The following is a 19650-nucleotide window of genomic DNA, read 5'->3' as shown; positions in this document are numbered from 1 at the left end:
GTGTATGTATTGTTTCCATTTGTTGCGGCTTTGTTATTCGTCCTCCAAACTCTCTTGTTAAAGAGAGTTCGAAGTGATAGGCCAGAATCTTATGTGTTGCATGCTTCTTACATGCTGTTGGTTGGCGTGAGCTGCCTGATCGTATGGGCTATTTCTGGAAGATTGGAAATCAGCCCGTTGACGGCAGGCATTGGCGTTCTCTATGGCATTGACTTTTCGCTTTTGATGATTGTTTATGCGAAAGCGCTCTCCACGGGACCGATAACCTACTCATCCTATTGTTTCTCCGCCAGCATGCTCATTCCAATTTTGGCAAGTAGTCTATTTTGGGGTGAACAGTTTGGTGTGGCTCAAGGAGCAGGAATCCTCTTCTTTCTTGTCTCGTCTTACTGCATTTTGGTGATAGATGGCAAAGGAAAAGGGAAGGGGGGAAGACCCGAGCGGAAATGGTATTTTTATATCTTCTCGGCATTTGTACTCAACGGGCTGCTCTCGGTGTTTGGCAAGTTTCATCAGTTGGCCGTAGGAGGAGAAACCACAGCATTTCTCAGCATCTCTTTTCTATCGGCATCCGTGCTTGCGGTGCTAGGCACGTTCATGAAATCTGGACGTATTTGTACAAATTCGATGATCGACAAGAGAACTCTTTCCGTTATTCTGGGGTTATCGGCGACGACTGGTCTCGGAAACGGCCTTGTCGTATGGCTGACGCCTAGACTTGCCGGCGCATATTTATTTCCAGCCGTGAGCGGAGGTCTCATTATCGGCCTGCTACTTGTTTCTCGATTCCGATTCGGCGAACGCTTGTCTCTTGCCGGATGGGTAGGTATGATGATCGGGGTTGCGGCAATCATTTTGGTGAATTTTTAGTGAAGCGATGATTTTTCACGCTTAACTCCAACAGCTATTGGACTTTGCCCATCGCGTAGAAGGCGGTTTAGTGACAGAAGATTTGTATGTCGAGAAGCTTAATTTCTCGAACTTCGAACCTTTGGAATTAACCGTAGACGTGGCTAATCAGCCGACCACTGCTCTCAAATATGAAGGTAAAGGCGTTTACACCATGGAGGATCGGGACGTTAAAGCAATGGTAGCACGCCTTATGGAAGTTTTGCGTGAAAGCTATAATAGCTACACGGAAGGCTCTGATCTTCCAAAATGGACGGATACAACCGAGATCCCCGTCAACGTTCAAAACTACGAAATTGGTACCTTTAAAGGCAAAGTCTTCACTCTAAAAGGCGAATAACAATAGCAACAGTTAGAACACCAGGATTCCTGGTGTTCTTTTATTTCTGAGAGTCAACGTAAAGAGCTGCAGATACATATCCTTTTGAATGGATTGTATTTAAACTCACGCTCAGACCTTACCACTTCGCGCCTATGGCAATGCAAAGCCAAGCCCCTAATAGTTGTACGAAGATCGTTGCACGGCAGGTGCAGAGATCGGATAAGTCAGCCAGTCTCACATCCTTTGTTTCATTCCTCATTATCGGCAGAATCCCGGGAGGCTGCAAGCGCCGCTTTCATCCGGACCGTGACGGAAGTGCCCACGCCGAGCCGAGAAGAGATGCTAAGGCCATACCCTTCGCCGGAATACAGCTTGATCCGCTCGTTCACGTTAAACAAGCCGTAGGAGCTTCCGTTGCCCGTATGATCGCCGGGACCGACCCGCTCCTCCGTCAGCAGACGACGAGACAGCTCCTCGTCCATGCCGATGCCGTTGTCCGATATCACGAATACGAGATTGCCTTGGCTCAGCTCCACCGCAATATCGATCCGTCCCTTTCGATCCTTCGCCTTGCGGATGCCGTGCAGCAAGGCATTCTCGACAATCGGCTGCAGAATGAGCTTAGGCATCCGATACGCCTCCAATTCCTCGCCCGCCGCCACCTTGAAGTCGAACGAGCCGAGGAAACGGCTTTGCTGAATTTCGAGATATACCTCGGCAAGCCGCAGCTCGTCCGTCACGCTGACGATCGTGTTGCCTTTATTGAGACTCAGGCGGAAATACTTCGCTAAACTATCGATCATCATGCTAATGTCGGTCGCGCCCTTGCCGATCGCGATCCAGTTGATCGTATCCAGCGTGTTGTACAGGAAGTGCGGATTGATCTGCGCCTGCAACGCCGACAGCTGAGCCTCACGCTCGCGAATCTCGGCGGTGTAATTCTCTTCGACGAGCGTTCGCACCCTCAGGATGAGATGGTCGACGCTTCGCTCCAGCATATGGAAGTCCCCATTAACCGCCGGCAGCTCTTGCAGCCCGTCGATCGCATCCCTTCCCTCCTTGCCTTCCTTGCGAATGACGGTGATAACATGGTTGACGCGCCTGTTCATCCCCCTCACGATAATCGCTAACAGGACAAACGGCAAAATCAGGAACAACGCGATATACTCGATCAGCGAGCGCCACTCCGACCGTTTCGTCAACAGCTGCGTAGCGGGCGACAGCTGGGATTCCGTTCCCTGGGCGACCAGCTTCCACCCCACAGGCGCAAGCGTCGCAAACAGCACGTCGTTTTTCTCGTTGTTTAGCGTTAACGACTTCGTCCCTTCGACATCGCCATTCATAGCATCCCGAAGACGCGGATCAACCGCCTTGCCGATCAGCGCGGCGTCGGGATGATACACGATCGTGCCGTCCTGCGCAACAAGATAAACCGCCATGCCCGGAGAGAACTGCAGCTCGGAGAGAATCTTGGAGACGATGTCCTGCCGGACGTCGATCATGAGCACGCCCGACACTTTGCCGTAATCACCCGGATCTCTCAGCATGCGCGCGGCGGACATGATCGTCTCGTCGGTCCCTCCGAGATAAGATTCCTTATAGGCGCCCGTCCATACGATGCCGCCGTTGCCCTCGATGATGGCATGGAACCACGGCCTGACCATCAAGCTATCGAGCGTAAAAAAATTGATTCGTTCTTCCGCGTACAGCTTGGATTTATCCACGAACAGCCGCATGCGGTACACGTCGGAATTCGACTGCACCGTCTCCACCAAATATCGCAAATCCTCGATGACCTTGATCTGCGTGCCAATGGATTGATCGCCCGAATTAATCGATAAGTAAGAATGCAGGTTGGCGTTCATGAACGCGGCGTCGCTTATATCTTCGATGCGCTCGAGCCGGTAGGAGAGGTTGCTCCCAGCTTGCTTGAGCGCTTGCTGCATCGTCCGAACGACCTCATTCCTCAGAATATCCGCGGAACGCGAGTAATAACCGTACAAGAAAATGCCCGCCGGAAGCACGATGAGCAGCAGATACGCGATCAGCCAAGCCCGCGGGATCGAGAAACGGCGCAGCGGCGATAATAAGCGCAGAGCGGCTTCCCGGACTTTACGCATGGGAGTCCCTGTATGCGCTAGGCGTGGCGCCAGTCACTTTTTTGAACAGCTTCGTAAAGTAGCTGGGATCGGTATAGCCGATCGCGTAACAAATATCGTAGAACTTGTATTGCGGATCGAGCAGCAGCACTTTGGCCTTGTCCACGCGCACTTGGGTCAAATATTCGCCGACCGTCTGCCCAGTCTCCTGCTTGAACAATAGACTGACGTACGTGGAGGACAAATAGACCGCTTTGCCAATATCGGCTACGGTGAGTCCGCCATTGGCGTAGTTCAATTCGATATACGCGCGCACTCGCTCCACGACATTGGCGACCTTGCCCGTCCTTTTCTCCCGGATGCGTTCGCCGACGGTGGCCAAATACGATTCGATCAACCTTCGCATATCCCTCAGCGTCTCCTTCTCGTACAACGCTTCCGTCAGTTCCGCTTCCATGGCTTCCAGCTCGGGATCCCCCGTGCCAAGCTCCATGAGAAGCTGACCGATCGCAAGGACCAACTGCAAACATAGATTGCGAACGTACTTCAAGCCATCTGGCCTGCTATAAGACAAGCTCGCGAAAATCGACTCCACGGCCTCGCCGACTTTGATTTCGTCATCCGCCTTAAGCGCGGAAATCAGCTTCTCGTTGAACTCGTAATCGTATCGTCGCATGGCGCCGTCCTCAGGCTCGGCGCCCTCGAGACTATCCATCGTGATGATGCGGTTTTTACCCAAATACCACTTATAATCGGCCGCCTCGCGAGCTTGCTTGTAAGCACGCGCCAGTCCGGACAAACCGCCGGCTATATCGCTAATGCCGATCGTCGCGCCGATCTTGAGCCAACGCTCCAAATTGGTCCTGAGATCGCCGGCTAGCGCGAACAACGGCTCCGCCGCTTCGGTCGCGGAATCGCCACCCGGCTCCGCCACTTGCAGAACGCCCACGAATTCGCCGATCCGGTGCTCGAAGACGTAACCTCGCATATAAGCGTCGAGCAGTTCCTGATAAATGTTAAGCACCGAATACCATAACAGCTGGCGGTCGCGCTCGGAACGGCTCGCCATGACATCGGCAAGATCGTCCACGGAAACGACCATAACCCAGTAGGAGCCGTTCACGGGCAAATTCAAACCCAGAAACGACACCCGCTCGGCCAACTCAGGCTTCGGCACCCCTTCTCCGATCATGGAGAGCAGAAACTTCTCGCGCAGCAGCGGCATGCCTTCCTTCAGCTTAACAAGCAGCTCCTGCTTATGTATCCGCTCGGAGCTCTCCGCGTCCAGATCGGCGACGACGCGCTTAATGACCGTGCTCAGCTCCTGCAAATTAACCGGCTTGAATATATAGTCGACCGCGCTGACCTTCATCGCCGACTTGAGATAATCGGCGTCGTCATGCCCGCTGACGAAAATGATCTTGATGGCCGGATATTCCTCCGAGACGCGTTGCGACATCGTAATGCCGTCCATGCTCGGCATCCGGACATCCGTCAGAATCAGATCGGGGCGATCGCGGGCGATCATCTCGAGCGCGACATCCCCGTCATCCGCTTCGCCCCCGACCTCGATCCCGTAAGCAGCCCAATCGAAATAGGAACGCAAACCCGCCCGAACCGTCGGCTCGTCGTCCACGATAAGCAGTTTATACATCGCCCGCCATCTCCCTTCTTCTTTTTAATTACCTAACAGTTTAGCGTCTTGCTTCGCAAGCTCGGCATGCAGCTTGTCGATCGCTGCATCCCGAACGGATACGCCATCTCGCAATGGAACTAGACCGATACGCCTTCGTTTTTCATTTCATTTTGTCATTTAATTATGGGCGAAGCAAGAATGGGGAATATTGCGGCGCGATCGTTTTGCCATGACCGGAGGGCAGATCGTACAAGAAAGCAGCGAGCGCCACAAGTGATCGCCGCCGCTTATCCTGTTGTCGTTATTTGGTCGTCGCGTACCAATCGTTAATTTCCTTCGATACGGCTTCCCCGCCGGACGACATGAACTTGGATTGGAAATCGGCAAGTCCTTCGATGGACTCGGCGCCCGCGATCAATTTAACCGTGTAGTCGCCAACCATCGTGCCCAGTTGCTGATTCGTTTTGGAGTATTGCTGCATGTAAGGAGCAAGACCCAGCACGTTTTTGATTTTCGCTTCGGCCGTCGTCTCGTTGTTCAGGAAGCTGAACGCTTCGAACATCACCGGATTTTTGCGAACGCGCGCCTGCCAGTATTGTGGATAGTTTTCTTCATCCGTACCAGCCATGTAGTTATTCGCCAGGTTGCGCTCGTCGGTGAAGATCGGCTGGATTGGCTCATAAGCGCCGTCTACTACATTATAGTGCGTGCCCTCGACGCCGATCGCCATGTTTTTGAACGTTTCCGTTTCCAGACTCGCGTTGATCCACTTGATGGCTTCTTCCGGATTCTTCGATGCTTTCGGGATGTACGTCAGACGGTCGAAGCCCGCGTTAGCCGCGAAGCCTGCTTCGCCGTTCGGACCTTTAAGCGCCGGAATGAAAGCGAATTTAGCTTCCGGCTTTGTCTTCGTAAGAGAATCCGAGATGGCCGGAATGTCCGCCCAGTGAACGACGATGGCGCCGGCCACGCCGCTCGCGAATTTCTCCTTCGCCGTAGCGTCTTTGTTGGCTACGAATTCGCGGTCGATCAGCCCTTGCTCGTACAGGCTGCCTACGTAAGCGACATAGTCCTTGTAAGCCGGATCCATAACGCGCGGCACCAGCTTGCCGTCCACGTCGTTCCATGTATTGGCGATGCCGAAAGCGCCGACGAGGTTGTCGATCATCGATTGGTCGCCTTTGATCGTAAGCGGTACGTTACGGTCGCCGTTGCCGCCCGGATCCTGCTCCTTGAATTGCTTCAGCACGTTCGTCAGCTCGTCGGTCGTCGTCGGCATGGATAGACCCAGCTTGTCGAGCCAATCCGTGCGAATCAAGATGGAGCTGTTGATTTCATACGTGACGGTTGTCGGGATCGCGTACAGTTTGCCGTTCACCTTTAGCGCTTCCATCGATTCCGGCTTGATGGCCGCTTTGATGTTTGGACCGAATTCTTCGATAAGCGGCGTCAGATCGACAAGGGCGCCTTTCTGCGCGTAATCCGAATATAGTGCCATGTCGCTGTAAGAACTAACGATGTCGTACGCTTCGCCAGAGGACATGATCAGATTCAGCTTCTCCGCCCATTTATCTTGGGGCAGCATATCGTATTGCACTTTATAGCCCGTTTTTTCTTCGAGCAGCTTGGCTACCGGGTATGCATTGTAATCGTCATTCTGCCATACGTTCAATCTTTTCAGGCCCGGCTTCTCCGCGTCCGGCTTGGCCGTCGCTTCGGTTCCCGCGTTCGTTCCGTTGCCGGATCCTTCGTTGTTTTTGCCGTTGTTGCCGGAACAAGCAGCCATTGTCGTAACCAGAAGCGCGGACATAGCCATGACGGACATCAGTTTGTAAGCTTTTTGCATAATGAGACCCTCCTGCAATTAGTATAATCTATATCATTAAATTTCCATCAACGTTCCGGATGGCGGGCGATTCTCCGGTACCTGAAGACATGCCCTGACGCTCATCGCGCGGGAAGCTGCTGGAAAAGTTAATGCCCTCGGATTCTGTCTTGCCCGGCTGCGATTAATAAATCAACCTTTGACGGAGCCGATCAGCACGCCTTTGATAAAATATTTCTGCAAGAAAGGATATATTAGCAAGATCGGAATCGTGGATGCGATGACCGTTGCCGACCGAACGCCTTCCGCCGGCACGTTCATGAGATCGTCGGCCGACTTATCGAGCGCCGAAGACGTATCCGCGTTCATGACGATGTCCTGCAGGTACAATTGCAACGGCTTGAGCGACGAGCTGTTAATGTACAGCATGGGGTGAAAGTAGTCGTTCCAGAATTGAACGGCGTAGAACAGGCCGATCGTCGCAAGCACGGGACCGCTTAGCGGCAAAATGATGCGGAACAAAATCGTGAAATTGTTCGCGCCTTCGAGCTTGGCCGATTCTTCAAGGCTTGTCGGCAAGCTTTCGAAATAACTTTTGATGACCAGCAAGTTGAATACGCTGATGAGCGCCGGATAAATGAGCGAACCCAAATTGTTGATGAGTCCCAGCTCGCGGATCAATAGATAGTTGGGGATAATGCCCCCGTTAAACATCATAGTGAAAATGAACAACACGATGACGATGCCCATGCCCGGAAGCTCGCGCTTCGACAGCGGGTAAGCGGTCAGCGCCGTAATGAGCAGCGACGCGAAGGTGCCGATGACCGTTATGAGCACCGATATCCACAACGAGTTCAGGAACTGGCTGTTCGTGACGACGAACTTCATCGTATCGAGTTGGAAGCCGACCGGGAAGATCCCTACTTGTCCGGCCAGAATCGCCCATTCTTCGCTGATCGACTTGGAGAAGACGTTGACGAACGGGAGCAGCGTGATAAGTCCCATCATAACAAGCACGACATAAATGAATCCGTCGAGCGCAAAATCTTTGGCCGTTCTTCTATACATGAATGTTCCTCCTTACCAGATGCTGCGATTCAGGAATTTGCGGCTGAGCATGTTGCCGATGACGATAAGCAGGAAGCCGACCGCGGAATTGAATAGGCCAACCGCCGTACTGAAGCTGTAATCCTGCTGGCCGAGACCCATTCGGTACACGAAGGTGCCGATGACGTCCCCGCTTTCGTACACGAGCGGATTGTACATCGTAAGAATTTGTTCCGTCCCCGCCTCCAGCAGACTGCCGATCCGCAAGATGAACATCAGGACGATGGTGGGCAGCATGCCCGGCAGCGAAATCGACCACATCTGTCTGATCCGCCCCGCTCCGTCGATGGCCGCTGCTTCGTATTGCTCCTGCTCGATGCCCGCGATCGCGGCGATAAAGACGATGGCGTTCCAGCCGATTTCCTTCCACCCGGCCGTGAAGACGACCAAGCTTCGGAACAAGCCGTTGTCGGTAAAGAACGAGATCGGCTCTCCGCCGAGCGAACGAATGATTTCGTTCACGATCCCGCCGCTTGGCGACAGGATGTTAAGGAACAAGCCCGAGATAATGACCCATGAGAGGAAATGGGGCAAATAGATGATCGTCTGGATTGTTCGCTTAAAGAACATGCGCCGCACTTCGTTGAGCATAAGCGCCATGACGATCGGGATCGGGAATAAAATCGTTATTTTGTACAAGCTGATGAGCAGCGTATTAATCAGCACTTGCAGGAATTCGTCCGAATGCCATAGCCGCTCGAACTGCGCCGTGCCTACCCACTCGCTGCCGGATATGCCGCCAAAGATGTTGAAGTCCTGGAAGGCGATGACGATGCCGTACATCGGGGTGTATTTGAACAATAACAAGAATACAAGGCCCGGTATAAGCAGCAAATACATGTCTAAGTTGCCTCGAATCAGCTTCCAGCGCCGTCCGCCGGTTCCAAGGAGAGCGCCTTCTCCTCCGCTACGTTTGCTCACGTTCTCCACCTACTTTTCTCTGTCTTGTCTCTCATTGTAGGGGAAGCGGCGAATGGGGAGTAGCGGTCGATCCTTTTATTTCTGGTCTTATTCGACACAGTTTGCTACGTGACCAGGGAACGCAAAAAACGCAAAGCCTCCTATCGACCCTGCGTTTGTTGATATTTAAAATCAGAGCTGCCCGATTGCCAGCGATCGTCCACCTTCGATCGTAAACGTTTACCTACATGACCGATAGAGAACAGTCATGAGCACAATCCGTAGATTCATGACTTTTTGCCCTCTATGGATTCCGGGCGAGGAACGTCTCCCATGGATAAAACGCTCCCTGCAGCCTCACTTGTTCAAAAGGCAGCAGAGGATTCGCGTTTCTCGCTGCGGCTCAAAATATTCGAGGATATCGAGCGCCGCTTCGATAATCCGACTGCGGAGGAGCAGCGCCGCTTCGGCCGCGTTCCCGGCAAGGGCAAAGAAAAAATATTCGAGGTTCGCGAGCTCGACTCGGATATCTCTTTCCTACGCCATGATCTGACTAAGGATTTGGTCAATGATCTCGATCTGTACGTTTTCGAGAAAAAGGATCTAGAATGAAAGCTTATCGATAAATCGTGGGAAAACATTCGTGGTCAACTCGTCTACTCCAAGGTTAACGGTGGTTTTCCTAGTCTGATGGTGAAAGACGGCGACTTCAACCGTGTTGGTGAGCTGTATCTTATTCATGAATATGAAGGCATGGAGCTGGATCTAAAGTATGTGGAACGCACGCTTCCCCATGTCGTTCATCTTTTGGGGAAAAGCTTGCATCTGGAGATGTTCGTTGAGGATAAAAAGATCGTGATTATCTGCGATGGTAAGATAACAAGCCGTAAATTTGTTTAAACTTCATATTTTCGCAAATCAAAAACAGGATCCTAGAATCCTGTTTTTGATTTGCGTTTTAGCATTAGCGTAATAATAAAATAACTTCCCGAATGCATATCCACTCCTGCCATCTTGTCTTCCGTCCCGTGGTCATGGCTGTTGTTCTACCTGCATAGGTTTTTAAGCTGCTATGACCATTATACTTATTAGTCCAATTGAAGAGAGCTGCTCGACTAGCGATCCTGTGCTTATCTATGATTTGGTTCTGCAACACCCCTCCGTTTAGATAATCCATAACCGCTTGCTGATTAATTTTCTCAGAATAACTACGATTGTCTGTGCGGATCTAAAATCCTCGTAACCGTATAATCGATAACAACGTTGCCAATTTGCAAGCGTAGTCGTGGATCAGCCATACTTCTTAACAGCTATCCTCACTCCGATGTGACCAGCTTCGACCTCTTGAAGAATAGCCAATTTTTCCAAAGCATCCGGTTTATTTCCAGGCATAGAAAATGCTCCCCTACAGTAAACAGGCTTTGATTATTTCACCTGTCTACCGTATAAGGAGCATATCAAGATAGCCTCCCTAGCACCGCCATTTCTTTATTTTTACTGACTTTTCCATCAAATGCACTGTCTTGTCAAGTAAATAAACCTACTTTTGGGGCATCTCCATCCGGTTTTGACGATTCCATTGCTGTCTACTATGATCTCTTATGGCATTACTCGAATGGAATCGAGCAGCATATAGGTACCGGATTTCTTGACAGCCTTAATCGTATGGCTTCCGCTTGTCAATCCCGTCACCTGGTAAACGACTTGATTTACCTGCCGCGCTGTGCTCGACGTGTTGACCGTCGTCTGATACACATTGTCGATGTAGATGTCGATATTGCCCTGTGACGTGTCCTTCTCTGTTATGAGTTCGACGCCAGTGCCTGTGAAAGCAAACTGAAATGAATCGTTGTTTGTCTGTGTGAAATGTACGTCATTGTTGTAATCGCCGAAACCGCGATTGTTATTCAGCGACCAGGAACCTGTATAGACGATGCTGGGGTCGGTGTCGTTATACTGAATGCGCTGGCTTTTTATTTTCAACTGGTCGACTAGCATGAAAGCACCGTTTTTTTTCACAGCTTTGATCGTATGCGTACCGCTTGGGAGACCGCCTATGCTATACACCGTTTGCTGGACAAGGCGCGAAGGATTGTAGGTGTTAACCGTTTGCTTAAAGACATTGTCAATGTAAATATCGATTTCGCCTTGCGCTGCTTCCTTCTCAGTGACGAGGTCGACCCCCGTTCCATTGAATGTGTATTGCACGGAATCATTGTTCGTCTGTGTGAAGTGGACGTCGTCTTGATAATCTCCGAAACCTCTGGCGCTGTTTAGCGACCAGACACCCGAATACGTGAAGCCCGGATCCGTATCGTTCACAAGAAGCGGCGACGCCACGAAAAAGCGTAACTTGTCGAGAAGCATATAAGTACCGGATTTCTTGACGGCTTTCAAAGTATGTGTGCCGTTCGTAAGTCCACTTATGCTGTAAACGGTCTGCTGCATCTGCCGCGTGGCATTATACGTATTGACCGTTCCTTTAAAGACGTTGTCGATATAAATATCAATATTACCTTGGTCGGGAGCTTTTTCCGTAATCAGATCAATCCCAGTGCCCTGGAAGGTATACTCAAAGGCATCGTTATTTGTCTGGGTAAAATGTACATCATCTTGATAATCACCGATTCCACGGTTATAGCTGCGCTGCCAGGCTCCCGTATACTTGACGCCAGTATCGTCATTGTTGGCTGTCACGGAGCCACCGGCTACCTTCACCTTTAGCAATCGCGATGCGTGTGGCGGCAAATTGATAGAACTGTAACCCGTGTTGAACAAACCGAGGTCGCTGTGGCTCCAGAGATCGCGAACCGTCGCGGCCCCGTTTAGGCCGATGTCATTCCAATTGACTGTCACCGTCGCGGCAGTGGAACCAAGATTGAATAATCCGACCGTATAAGTGCCATCGCCGTTGTTAGCGTACCAGACTTGTTGGTTGGTAGAGGTAGATACGGGATGGGCTGGCCTACCTGCTTGGTTGACGGCGATCACTTCGTCGTTTGTCAGTAATGCCAGACCGAAGGCGTCTAGGTTTGTAAGATCGTTGCCGATATATAGCTGTGCTGAGGACATCGCCCACAGTGACATTGCTGTCCGCCGCTCGTCCTGTGTAAGGCCATCCATTGCGCCGTTGCCGACGTTGAGAGAATCGAAATCGTTCCAACCGCCCGGGCCAGCGTCCCTCCACCAGACTGCCGCATCTGGGAACAGCCGCGCGATGTTCGGCCAGCTCGTAAGTGCCGTATTGACACAATAGCATTCGACGTCCCAATTGACCCGCCATCCGTTGGCATATTGCTTCCAAGTGTCAATGTAGTTGTGATCGAGTGCCCATGAGAGCTCGAACCATATGCCGCGAGCGCTCAGCGCCTGCGACCAAGCGATGACGTCATCGCGGGCATCGATCGACGTATTATTATGTCCAGAGCCGGGGGTAACACTGTCGAACTTTACGAAATCGACGCCCCACGAATCGATTAAATCTACGATTGAATCAATGTACTTTTGGGCACATGGGTTGCTGAAATCAATTTTGTAGCCCAAGCCCCAATAATCCGCGGTAGTCAGCGGTTGGACGGCAATGTCCTGCGTCGAGCAACCAGGTGCATCGTATATCGGCAGATCGGCGTTATAGATTTGAGGCGAGATTCCCGGAATAAAATAAAGGCCGAACTTTTGCCCGTTGGCATGCACGTAATTAATGACTTCGGTCAATCCGTTCGGATAAAGCGTCGTGCTCGGAACAGGTCGACCGTAACCGTCTATGCCATCGTTCCAGCCTGCATCCACGTTGATGTACTCGTATCCGTGAGATTGCAGATTCTGATGCATCGCGTCCGACTGTGCTTTGAGCTGCGCCGCCGTGATCCAGGCGCCATTACCAGAATACACCTGCATACTGTAGCTGCTCCATCCCATGAGCGGCTTAAGTGCCAATCCGTTGTTCGCAGCCTCCGCGACTTGTGGCGGTGCGAAGCCGTACCCTCCTAAAATAACGGTCAGCAACATGGTGAGTCCCAGGACGATCGAGACTGCCGGTTTGATCGTTGCATACCTCTTAGCACTTATAATTCCTTTACTTATTGCCTTCTTCATAAAATCAACTCCTTCATTTTGATAGAGTAACATCAAGAACGCTTAGTAGATCATTGGAGGTGTATTCTGGTTAGACAGCATTTTCTTTGATTAGTTCATAGTAGCTGAGACGACCATTAGATTAGATGTATTAAAGCGCTTTCAGGTATGAAAATCCTATTAACATCGTTTAAAAAGAAATGTTGTGGCTGGCGCGCGACCTTGCTGGATCAATCCGAAGAGGAAACGTTAAATTGGCGTCTGTGTAGGTAATAACACTATCGTCAGTGTCGTGGACGGCGTTGTTACCGTAATCGTTACAGGATATTCTAAGCTATCGTCGGAAGTCGACGTGGTTGTTAACCATTGTCGTCTAAAAGCGTTGAATCTACCGGCTTACCCCGTTTGCTTACTGGCGCGAAACTCGCAACTTCGCTTCTTCATCCGATTTGTACCCGTAGTTGCGATAATCTTGCGGCGTGCAGCCTACTATCTTCTTGAACAAGTACGTGAAGTAGGCCTTCGTCTGGATGCCAACTCGGTCTGCCACCTCATACATCTTGATATTCGGGTCCTGCAGCAGCTTGATCGCCATCTGAATTCGAGTCGCCTGTACGAACTCCGAGATCGTCTTGCCCATCTCTCGCTTGAATAGCACGCTAAGATAGCTAGCGTTCAGATCAAAGTGCTCGGCGAGTTGTTTTACCGTCCAATTCTCCTGCAAACGCTCCTCGATAAAATCAGCTACCCTACGAATTAGGTGATGCTGCTGTTGGAGTCGGTCCTTCTTCTCGACCTGCATGTAACGGTCCACGTATTCTACGAGAAGCTCCACGATCTGGCCAGAGCTCCCGCAATCGAGCATGCGACGCCACATGAGGAGGTTCGCGTCACCTTCCGGCGCGTTGTTCCATTTTAAGGTTCGGATCAACTCGCTTAGAAAACTCATACCGAACGCCTGTACATACGAGTAGGAAACCGGCTCTTGGGACAGAACAACATCCAGTATTCGGTTCATATATCCGCCTACTTTCGCCGCGTCTCCTTCTTCCATGAGTCGGACAATGTTCGGAATCAGTTCCTCGCGCAACCGGTAATCTTTAAACTCACTCGCGTCGCTGCCGTTGTATCGGACGATTTGCCCATCCTCAACAAGTCGCGACTTAGCCATCGCGAACTTGATCTCCTTATACACGAGCACGCAGTCCTCCCATCGGTCGGCCAGGCGGCTACAACCGATCGTTACCTGCGCACCAAAGCGATCGCGCATCATGCTCTGAACGAAGACAAGCTGTTTCTCCAACCTGACTCTCTCCTCCGAGGACGAATTCAACTGTATGGCGACCAGTTCCTCTGGACTCGTCTGAGCGATGTAAACCGACTCCATATCGGACAGCGAGACCTCGACCGTCTGTCTAAAGCCGTTGCCGAGAAGCATCCGCTCCTTCGCTTCGCGTCCCGCCGTGCCGAACGAATCGAGGCCAAATACTATAGCCTGATACCCCTCTAAGATGTCTGGGAGCTCTAACAGCCCCTTCCACGACACGATTAGCTCGTTTGTCAGCGGCATATCTGCAATCAGATCACTGACGAAACGCTCCTTGACGAGCTTCATGCTACCAGTTAACTTTTTCTCTAGTTCGTTTGTCTGATCGACGACTTGGCGCATCTTCTCGATGGTTGTTCGGAACGACGTCAATCGGCTGCTCACCTCGTCCGGCTTGAGTGGTTTCAGTACGTAGGCCTGTGCACCGACATGAATGGCGTCCTGTACGAACTCGAATTCGCTGTAACCGCTGATCATGAGAACCTGCAGCTGCGGGTGCAGTAGCTTCGCTTGTTCAACGAGTTCGATTCCGGTCATACCGGGCATCGCCACGTCGGAAATCAGTACATCGAACGATGCACTTCCTAGCGCCTCCAGCGCCTCTTCCCCCGACTCGAAAAGTGACGGGGCCCCATAGCCAAGTAATTCCCAATCGATATTGTCCACTAGTCCATATAGGTTGTACGGTTCATCGTCGACAATTAGCACGTTAATCATTTTGAGTCTCCCTTCTGATCTGCGGCGGCGAAGACCGGGTTGGCATATCCAGCTCGACCCTCGTCCAGACGCCACGCTCCCCGAGGAACTTTAACGTCGCATCTCCACCAAAATAAAGTGCTAACCGTTTTCTAATATTGGCGATGCCAAGGCCATTCCCGTTGCTCCATGCCTTAGACGAGGTCCTCACGTAAGTGCCCGCCTCAAGTTCCCGCTTCGTCGTCTCCGCTATGCCTAGGCCATTGTCGTATACGGATAGGCGAAGCCGTCCATTTACTTCAACGGCGGAAATGACGATCCGGGCGTCCGGCTGACGTGCGATTGCTCCGTGCTGGTAACAATTTTCGACAATCGGCTGCAATACTGTTTTAATCGTATAACAGTCGAGTGCAGCCTCCTCGATCTCCCATTCGACGCGCACACGGCCCGGATAGCGGAACTGGCAGATGTCCAAATAAGCCTTCACATGGTCTAGTTCGTCCCTCACGCGAATGGCGCTGATCTGGTTGTTTAGTGTCAGTCGGTAGAAGGTCGTTAACGCGTCGATGATGCGTATCTGCTTGTCATCTTTCACATCCATCGCCCTCCATCGGAGCAGACCGAGCGAATTGTAGATGAAGTGTGGGTTAATCTGTGCCTGCAACGAATGGAACGCATGCTCCTGCTCCATGAGCCCAGCGCGGGTTATGTCCTCAACGAGCCTCCCAAGCCGCACAGACATTGAGTTGAAAACGTTCTCCAGATCCCCAAGCTCATCCCGATTTTGGTTGAGCACCGTCACATCGAATTCACCCTGAGCAACGTCGCTCATACGGGCACCTAATTTGCGGATACGCCAGACGATGTTCTTAACGATCACCATCATGAGCGACACCGATAACAACAGGAAAAGCGCGGTAATGCCAACGATCAGCAACAGGATCGATAGACTCTGGTGATCCATGCGCTTCTTATGAATCAATGCGACAACCTGCCAACCGGACTGTAACGGCTTGATGATCTGCAATTCCTGTGTCTGAGTTAAATCCAGTACGTTTCCACCATTCTCAATCGTACCGACATCGCTTACCAGAGTATTGTAAGAAGCGGCTTCACCCTTCAGTAGAATATGCTTACCAATACTGGCTGGGTCGGAGGCAGTCAGAATACGATGCTTCATATCAACGATATAGAGTTTGCCACTACCTTTAAACGGATGATCAAGCAGTTCGCCAAAAACGGCGTCATAATTGAGCAAAATGTAAACCAGACCAAGCAATTCGCCGCTCGGGCCAATGATTTTGCGGGTGATGATGTTCATCTTTGGATTGTTCGGTACATTACTCCATAACAAAGGCGTGTCCGATTCCATCCCTTTTTTGTACCAGGACCGCTCGTCCATGCCGGACAAATTCCGATCCTCAGGCCGCCACAGCAATTGACCGTCCTGTACGAGCGACTCGTTCGTATGATAGATACGGAAGTCAGCGATACCAGGCAAATATTTACTCGTGATCAAAAATGTTCGGTCGACGTAATTGACGGTGTCTACTATCTCAGGCATATCTGTATATTCACGTCCGAGCCGAGCGATCAACTCTCCGTCAGTTGCCGTCCTTACCGCTAGCAGGTCGTAACTCATCTTGCTGAATTCCACCATTCTAGCCGATTGCCGAACCGCCTCGTCAGCAGCAGACATATAACTCTGATTAAAGCTGTGTATAACCAGATAGACAGCCCCTGTCCCTAGCGCGAGCGTCGGTAGCAGCAGAATAAGACCGTACAACACGAGAATTTTACTATGTAAGTTCATCTTACGGGTAACCCCGATGATCCACTTTTCTAGATGTCTTCTCAAGCGTTTTCCTCCCCTTCGATAAACGGAGTATAATACGGTCACCTTTATTCGGCAAGCATACAATCTCTCACCAGGAATGCAGCGGAAAACTTCCATAGCTCGTCGGGCTGTTTGTCTACTAGCTTCGAAGTCTTCCACAATCCGGAAAAGGAAGCCATCATGTACACGACGGCTTCCTTTCGAACTTCGGAGACGCAGGCGATCAGCTCGTCAGAGGCAGCTCCGCATGCCATTCTTCCTTAAGTTCGCTCCAGTGGGCCCGCTTTTCTAGCGCGGAACGGAAGTCATTCCACACCGACTCAAACTGCTCGTCGTTTTTGGCCATCAGCAATTTAGCCTTGTACTCTTTACGCACGTTCTCAAGCTCCGGCAAGTACTTCTCCCACAGCCCGCCGGTTTTGGCTTTCACCCGGTCGTACTGCTCGGCTACACGAACTCCGCCCATCTTGCCAATCGCTTCCGTAAAGTCGATCGTCTTCTGCCGACCCTTCGGCTCCATAACCGCAACGTTCCACCACGGATACCATTCATTGCTGTAGGAGGACAAGCCGTACAGCTCCGGCGTCGTGCTTGCCTTTCTCGCTGCATCCCCGGAGTCGTGAGGAACTTGATACGCCGGATCTGTATACTGCCACTTCCCTAACGGCTTGTCAGTCCAATCCCAGAAGACGCCTGCCGGGCCTTCGTTAGCAATTTGCTGCATTTCCGGTTTCGGCTGCAGCATGTAATTCATGAACGAAAGTACCGCATCGAGGTTTTTCGTATTCTTACTAATATAGATATCGTTTCCTGGGTACGGATTAACGATCTGATTCGCCCCTATTTGGTCGACGCCCGGTACTTGCGGGTAAGGAATCGTGTCGTAAAACCATGCCGTTTCAGTTGGGCCGTCGAGTGTTTCCCAGATGTGCGCATCCATATTGAAGAAGCCCCCGGCGTTCATTGCGATGCGTCCGGACTTCACCTTTTCCCGATAACGCTCCGTCTTGTCTGTTATAACTTCGTGATCGAGCAGATTTTCACTATACAGCTTGTTCATCCACTGATAGGCTGCCTTGTACTGTGGATCGTCATAGATGAACTGGTAGTCGTCACCATTCTTCTCAACAGGAATGACGCCACCCGCCGTTGCCGTCGAGACGCCGAATGTGCTTAAGATGACGTTCTCGTCGCTAGCTTCTGAAAGGAAGCCGAACGGTATGAGTTTCTTTCCTGACGCGTCCGTCACTTGAGAGGCGGCTTTTATATAATTCTCAACACCATCTATCGTTTTCAAGTCGTCTTTCGTCAGTCCGGTCTTCTCGAGCACGTCGGTCCGAATAAACCACCCGAGAGAAGCCCAGCCCGGCCATGGATTGTCAGGATTTTGGTCGAACCAGCCTGGAATAGACCAGATATGGCCGTCCGCGTCCTTCATTGCGTCTAAGTACTTCTTCGGTATGGCAGCAAGGCTTGGATACTTTTCTGGCATGTTGAAATATTCCTCAAGCGGTAGTATTTGACCAGAACGAATCATTGCTGAATTGACAACATCATTACGAGCGAATACTGCAGCGTCATCGAAGCCTCCCCCGTTCAGCTTCAGATTAAGCGCTGTCAAACTGTCCCCCTGCGTCGCTTCCAGTTGGACGTCGATCTTCGGTTCATTATCCCGCCAATACGTTTGAACCATGCTGTCGTTGTTGATCGTAGCGTTCCAGCCAAGCCAAAGCTTAAAAGCCTTCGGCTCTGCAGAATTTTCCGGATCAGACGTAGCAGGCGCAGACGTGCTGGCTCCGGACGAAGCAGGTTCGTTGGTGTTGCCTCCCCCGTTAGAGCATGCTGCCATCCCCATCATTAACAGGGTGAGCCCAAATGCGATCATACTCTTCCTTTTTTCCATTTTCTGTAAAAACATGGATGTGTCCCCTTTCTATTCTCAATTTGGTATAGGGTGAAGCGTTATACCCAGTAAAATGGCGCAATAATTGCGCGATGTTTGCTCGGCCGCTTAGCGGCTAGCCTTTGACAGAACCAATGAGCACGCCTTTAACGAAGTACCTCTGAAGAAACGGATAGACGCACAGAATCGGGATAGCACTCACCATGACAGTTGCCATCTTGATCGACATCAACGTTATGTTTGACAGTCGCGTTCCACGGGCCATCGCTTCAACGTTGTTGTTGGAACCTAGTACAGTCGACAAGTCCTGTGCCGACAGGAGTTGCTGCAGGAAAGTTTGTACTGGAATCAAATCTTGATCCGAGACGAAAAAGGCGCCGGCGAACCAGTCGTTCCAGTGCATGACTCCGATGAACAGCCCGATCGCAGCAAGCATTGGCTTAGACAATGGAACTATAATCGACCACAACGTTCGCAGAGGACCGGCGCCGTCTAGTTCAGCCGATTCGATAAGCGCATCGGGGATACCCTGAATGAACTTCATCATGACAAACATGTTCCACGCCGAGAAGGCGCTCGGGATGATATACACCCAGAACGAGTTGAGCAGTGACAGATGATGAAGCTGGATATAGAACGGAACAAGGCCGCCGTTGAATAACATCGTAACAAGTACGTAGCCAAGTAGCGTCCCCCTCAGCGGAAGCCCGCGGTAGGACAATCCGAAAGCCGCCAGCAAGGTGATAAGCAAGCCAAGAGCTGTCCCCATAATGGTACGCAGTATGGTGATGCCATACGCATGACGGATGACTGCGTTGCCTAGCACGACCTGGAAGTTCGACAGCGTGAACTCCCTAGGCCACAGGTAGACGCCGCCCTTGGCTGCGTCGCTGCCGACGTTAAGTGAGATGGCAAGCATGTACAAAAACGGATACAGCACAGAAAGACAGAGTAGCGCGAGAAGCCCTATAATGAGCATTTGACCGATCGATTCGCTTGCGGAACGTTTCATAGG

General features: G+C 51.3%; 12 protein-coding genes and 1 pseudogene. 3 read left to right on the top strand and 10 right to left on the bottom strand.

What is annotated here, in order from left to right:
* Both AC0YN3_RS10490 and AC0YN3_RS10485 read left to right on the top strand, forming a co-directional pair.
* Nucleotides 1-870 carry a hypothetical protein gene (locus AC0YN3_RS10490; RefSeq protein ID WP_475775004.1) on the top strand — a complete coding sequence of 290 codons (870 nt, stop codon included), beginning with the start codon at nucleotides 1-3 and terminating at the stop codon, nucleotides 868-870.
* A gap of 70 nt (nucleotides 871-940) precedes the next feature.
* Complete coding sequence (locus AC0YN3_RS10485) at nucleotides 941-1249, top strand: hypothetical protein (RefSeq protein ID WP_475775003.1); 309 nt, start codon at nucleotides 941-943, stop codon at nucleotides 1247-1249.
* A gap of 230 nt (nucleotides 1250-1479) precedes the next feature.
* Here the strand turns inward: AC0YN3_RS10485 and AC0YN3_RS10480 are convergent, their stop codons facing one another.
* The 5 genes from AC0YN3_RS10480 to AC0YN3_RS10460 form a co-directional block, all read right to left on the bottom strand.
* Nucleotides 1480-3351 (bottom strand): sensor histidine kinase, encoded by a 1872-nt coding sequence (locus AC0YN3_RS10480; protein ID WP_475775002.1) that lies wholly within the window; start codon nucleotides 3349-3351, stop codon nucleotides 1480-1482.
* Nucleotides 3344-4984, bottom strand: a complete 1641-nt coding sequence (locus AC0YN3_RS10475; protein WP_475775001.1) for a response regulator — start codon at nucleotides 4982-4984, stop codon at nucleotides 3344-3346. The genes AC0YN3_RS10480 and AC0YN3_RS10475 overlap by 8 nt, the downstream gene beginning before the upstream one ends.
* Nucleotides 4985-5267: 283 nt before the next feature.
* Nucleotides 5268-6812, bottom strand: coding sequence for an extracellular solute-binding protein (locus AC0YN3_RS10470; RefSeq protein WP_475775000.1), 1545 nt, complete (start codon nucleotides 6810-6812; stop codon nucleotides 5268-5270).
* Nucleotides 6813-6983: 171 nt separating this feature from the next.
* Nucleotides 6984-7859 (bottom strand): carbohydrate ABC transporter permease, encoded by an 876-nt coding sequence (locus AC0YN3_RS10465; RefSeq protein WP_475774999.1) that lies wholly within the window; start codon nucleotides 7857-7859, stop codon nucleotides 6984-6986.
* A gap of 12 nt (nucleotides 7860-7871) precedes the next feature.
* Nucleotides 7872-8819, bottom strand: coding sequence for an ABC transporter permease (locus AC0YN3_RS10460; RefSeq protein ID WP_475774998.1), 948 nt, complete (start codon nucleotides 8817-8819; stop codon nucleotides 7872-7874).
* Between the two features lie 315 nt (nucleotides 8820-9134).
* On the opposite strand from AC0YN3_RS10460, the pseudogene AC0YN3_RS10455 reads away from it, so the two are divergent.
* A pseudogene (locus tag AC0YN3_RS10455) lies at nucleotides 9135-9698 on the top strand (SpoVR family protein); the annotation flags it as partial.
* 699 nt (nucleotides 9699-10397) lie between these two features.
* On the opposite strand, the gene AC0YN3_RS10450 reads toward AC0YN3_RS10455, so the two are convergent.
* The 5 genes from AC0YN3_RS10450 to AC0YN3_RS10430 all read right to left on the bottom strand — a co-directional run bounded on the left by AC0YN3_RS10450 (nucleotide 10398) and on the right by AC0YN3_RS10430 (nucleotide 19647).
* Nucleotides 10398-12893 (bottom strand): glycoside hydrolase family 27 protein, encoded by a 2496-nt coding sequence (locus AC0YN3_RS10450; RefSeq protein ID WP_475774997.1) that lies wholly within the window; start codon nucleotides 12891-12893, stop codon nucleotides 10398-10400.
* 388 nt (nucleotides 12894-13281) lie between these two features.
* Complete coding sequence (locus AC0YN3_RS10445; RefSeq protein ID WP_475774996.1) at nucleotides 13282-14916, bottom strand: response regulator transcription factor; 1635 nt, start codon at nucleotides 14914-14916, stop codon at nucleotides 13282-13284.
* Nucleotides 14909-16753, bottom strand: coding sequence for a cache domain-containing sensor histidine kinase (locus AC0YN3_RS10440; protein WP_475774995.1), 1845 nt, complete (start codon nucleotides 16751-16753; stop codon nucleotides 14909-14911). Before AC0YN3_RS10440 ends, AC0YN3_RS10445 begins: the two co-directional genes overlap by 8 nt.
* A 202-nt stretch (nucleotides 16754-16955) precedes the next feature.
* Entirely contained in the window at nucleotides 16956-18650 is a 1695-nt protein-coding gene (locus tag AC0YN3_RS10435) for a type 2 periplasmic-binding domain-containing protein (RefSeq protein ID WP_475774994.1), read from the bottom strand.
* Nucleotides 18651-18750: 100 nt separating this feature from the next.
* A complete protein-coding gene (locus AC0YN3_RS10430; protein ID WP_475774993.1) occupies nucleotides 18751-19647 on the bottom strand; it encodes a carbohydrate ABC transporter permease in 897 nt (298 codons plus the stop codon).
* Nucleotides 19648-19650 lie beyond the last annotated feature (3 nt).

Source organism: Paenibacillus sp. J22R232, assembly GCF_056269165.1.
The sequence above is the reverse complement of the archived record's forward strand: the minus strand, read 5'-3'. Positions and strand labels throughout refer to the sequence as shown.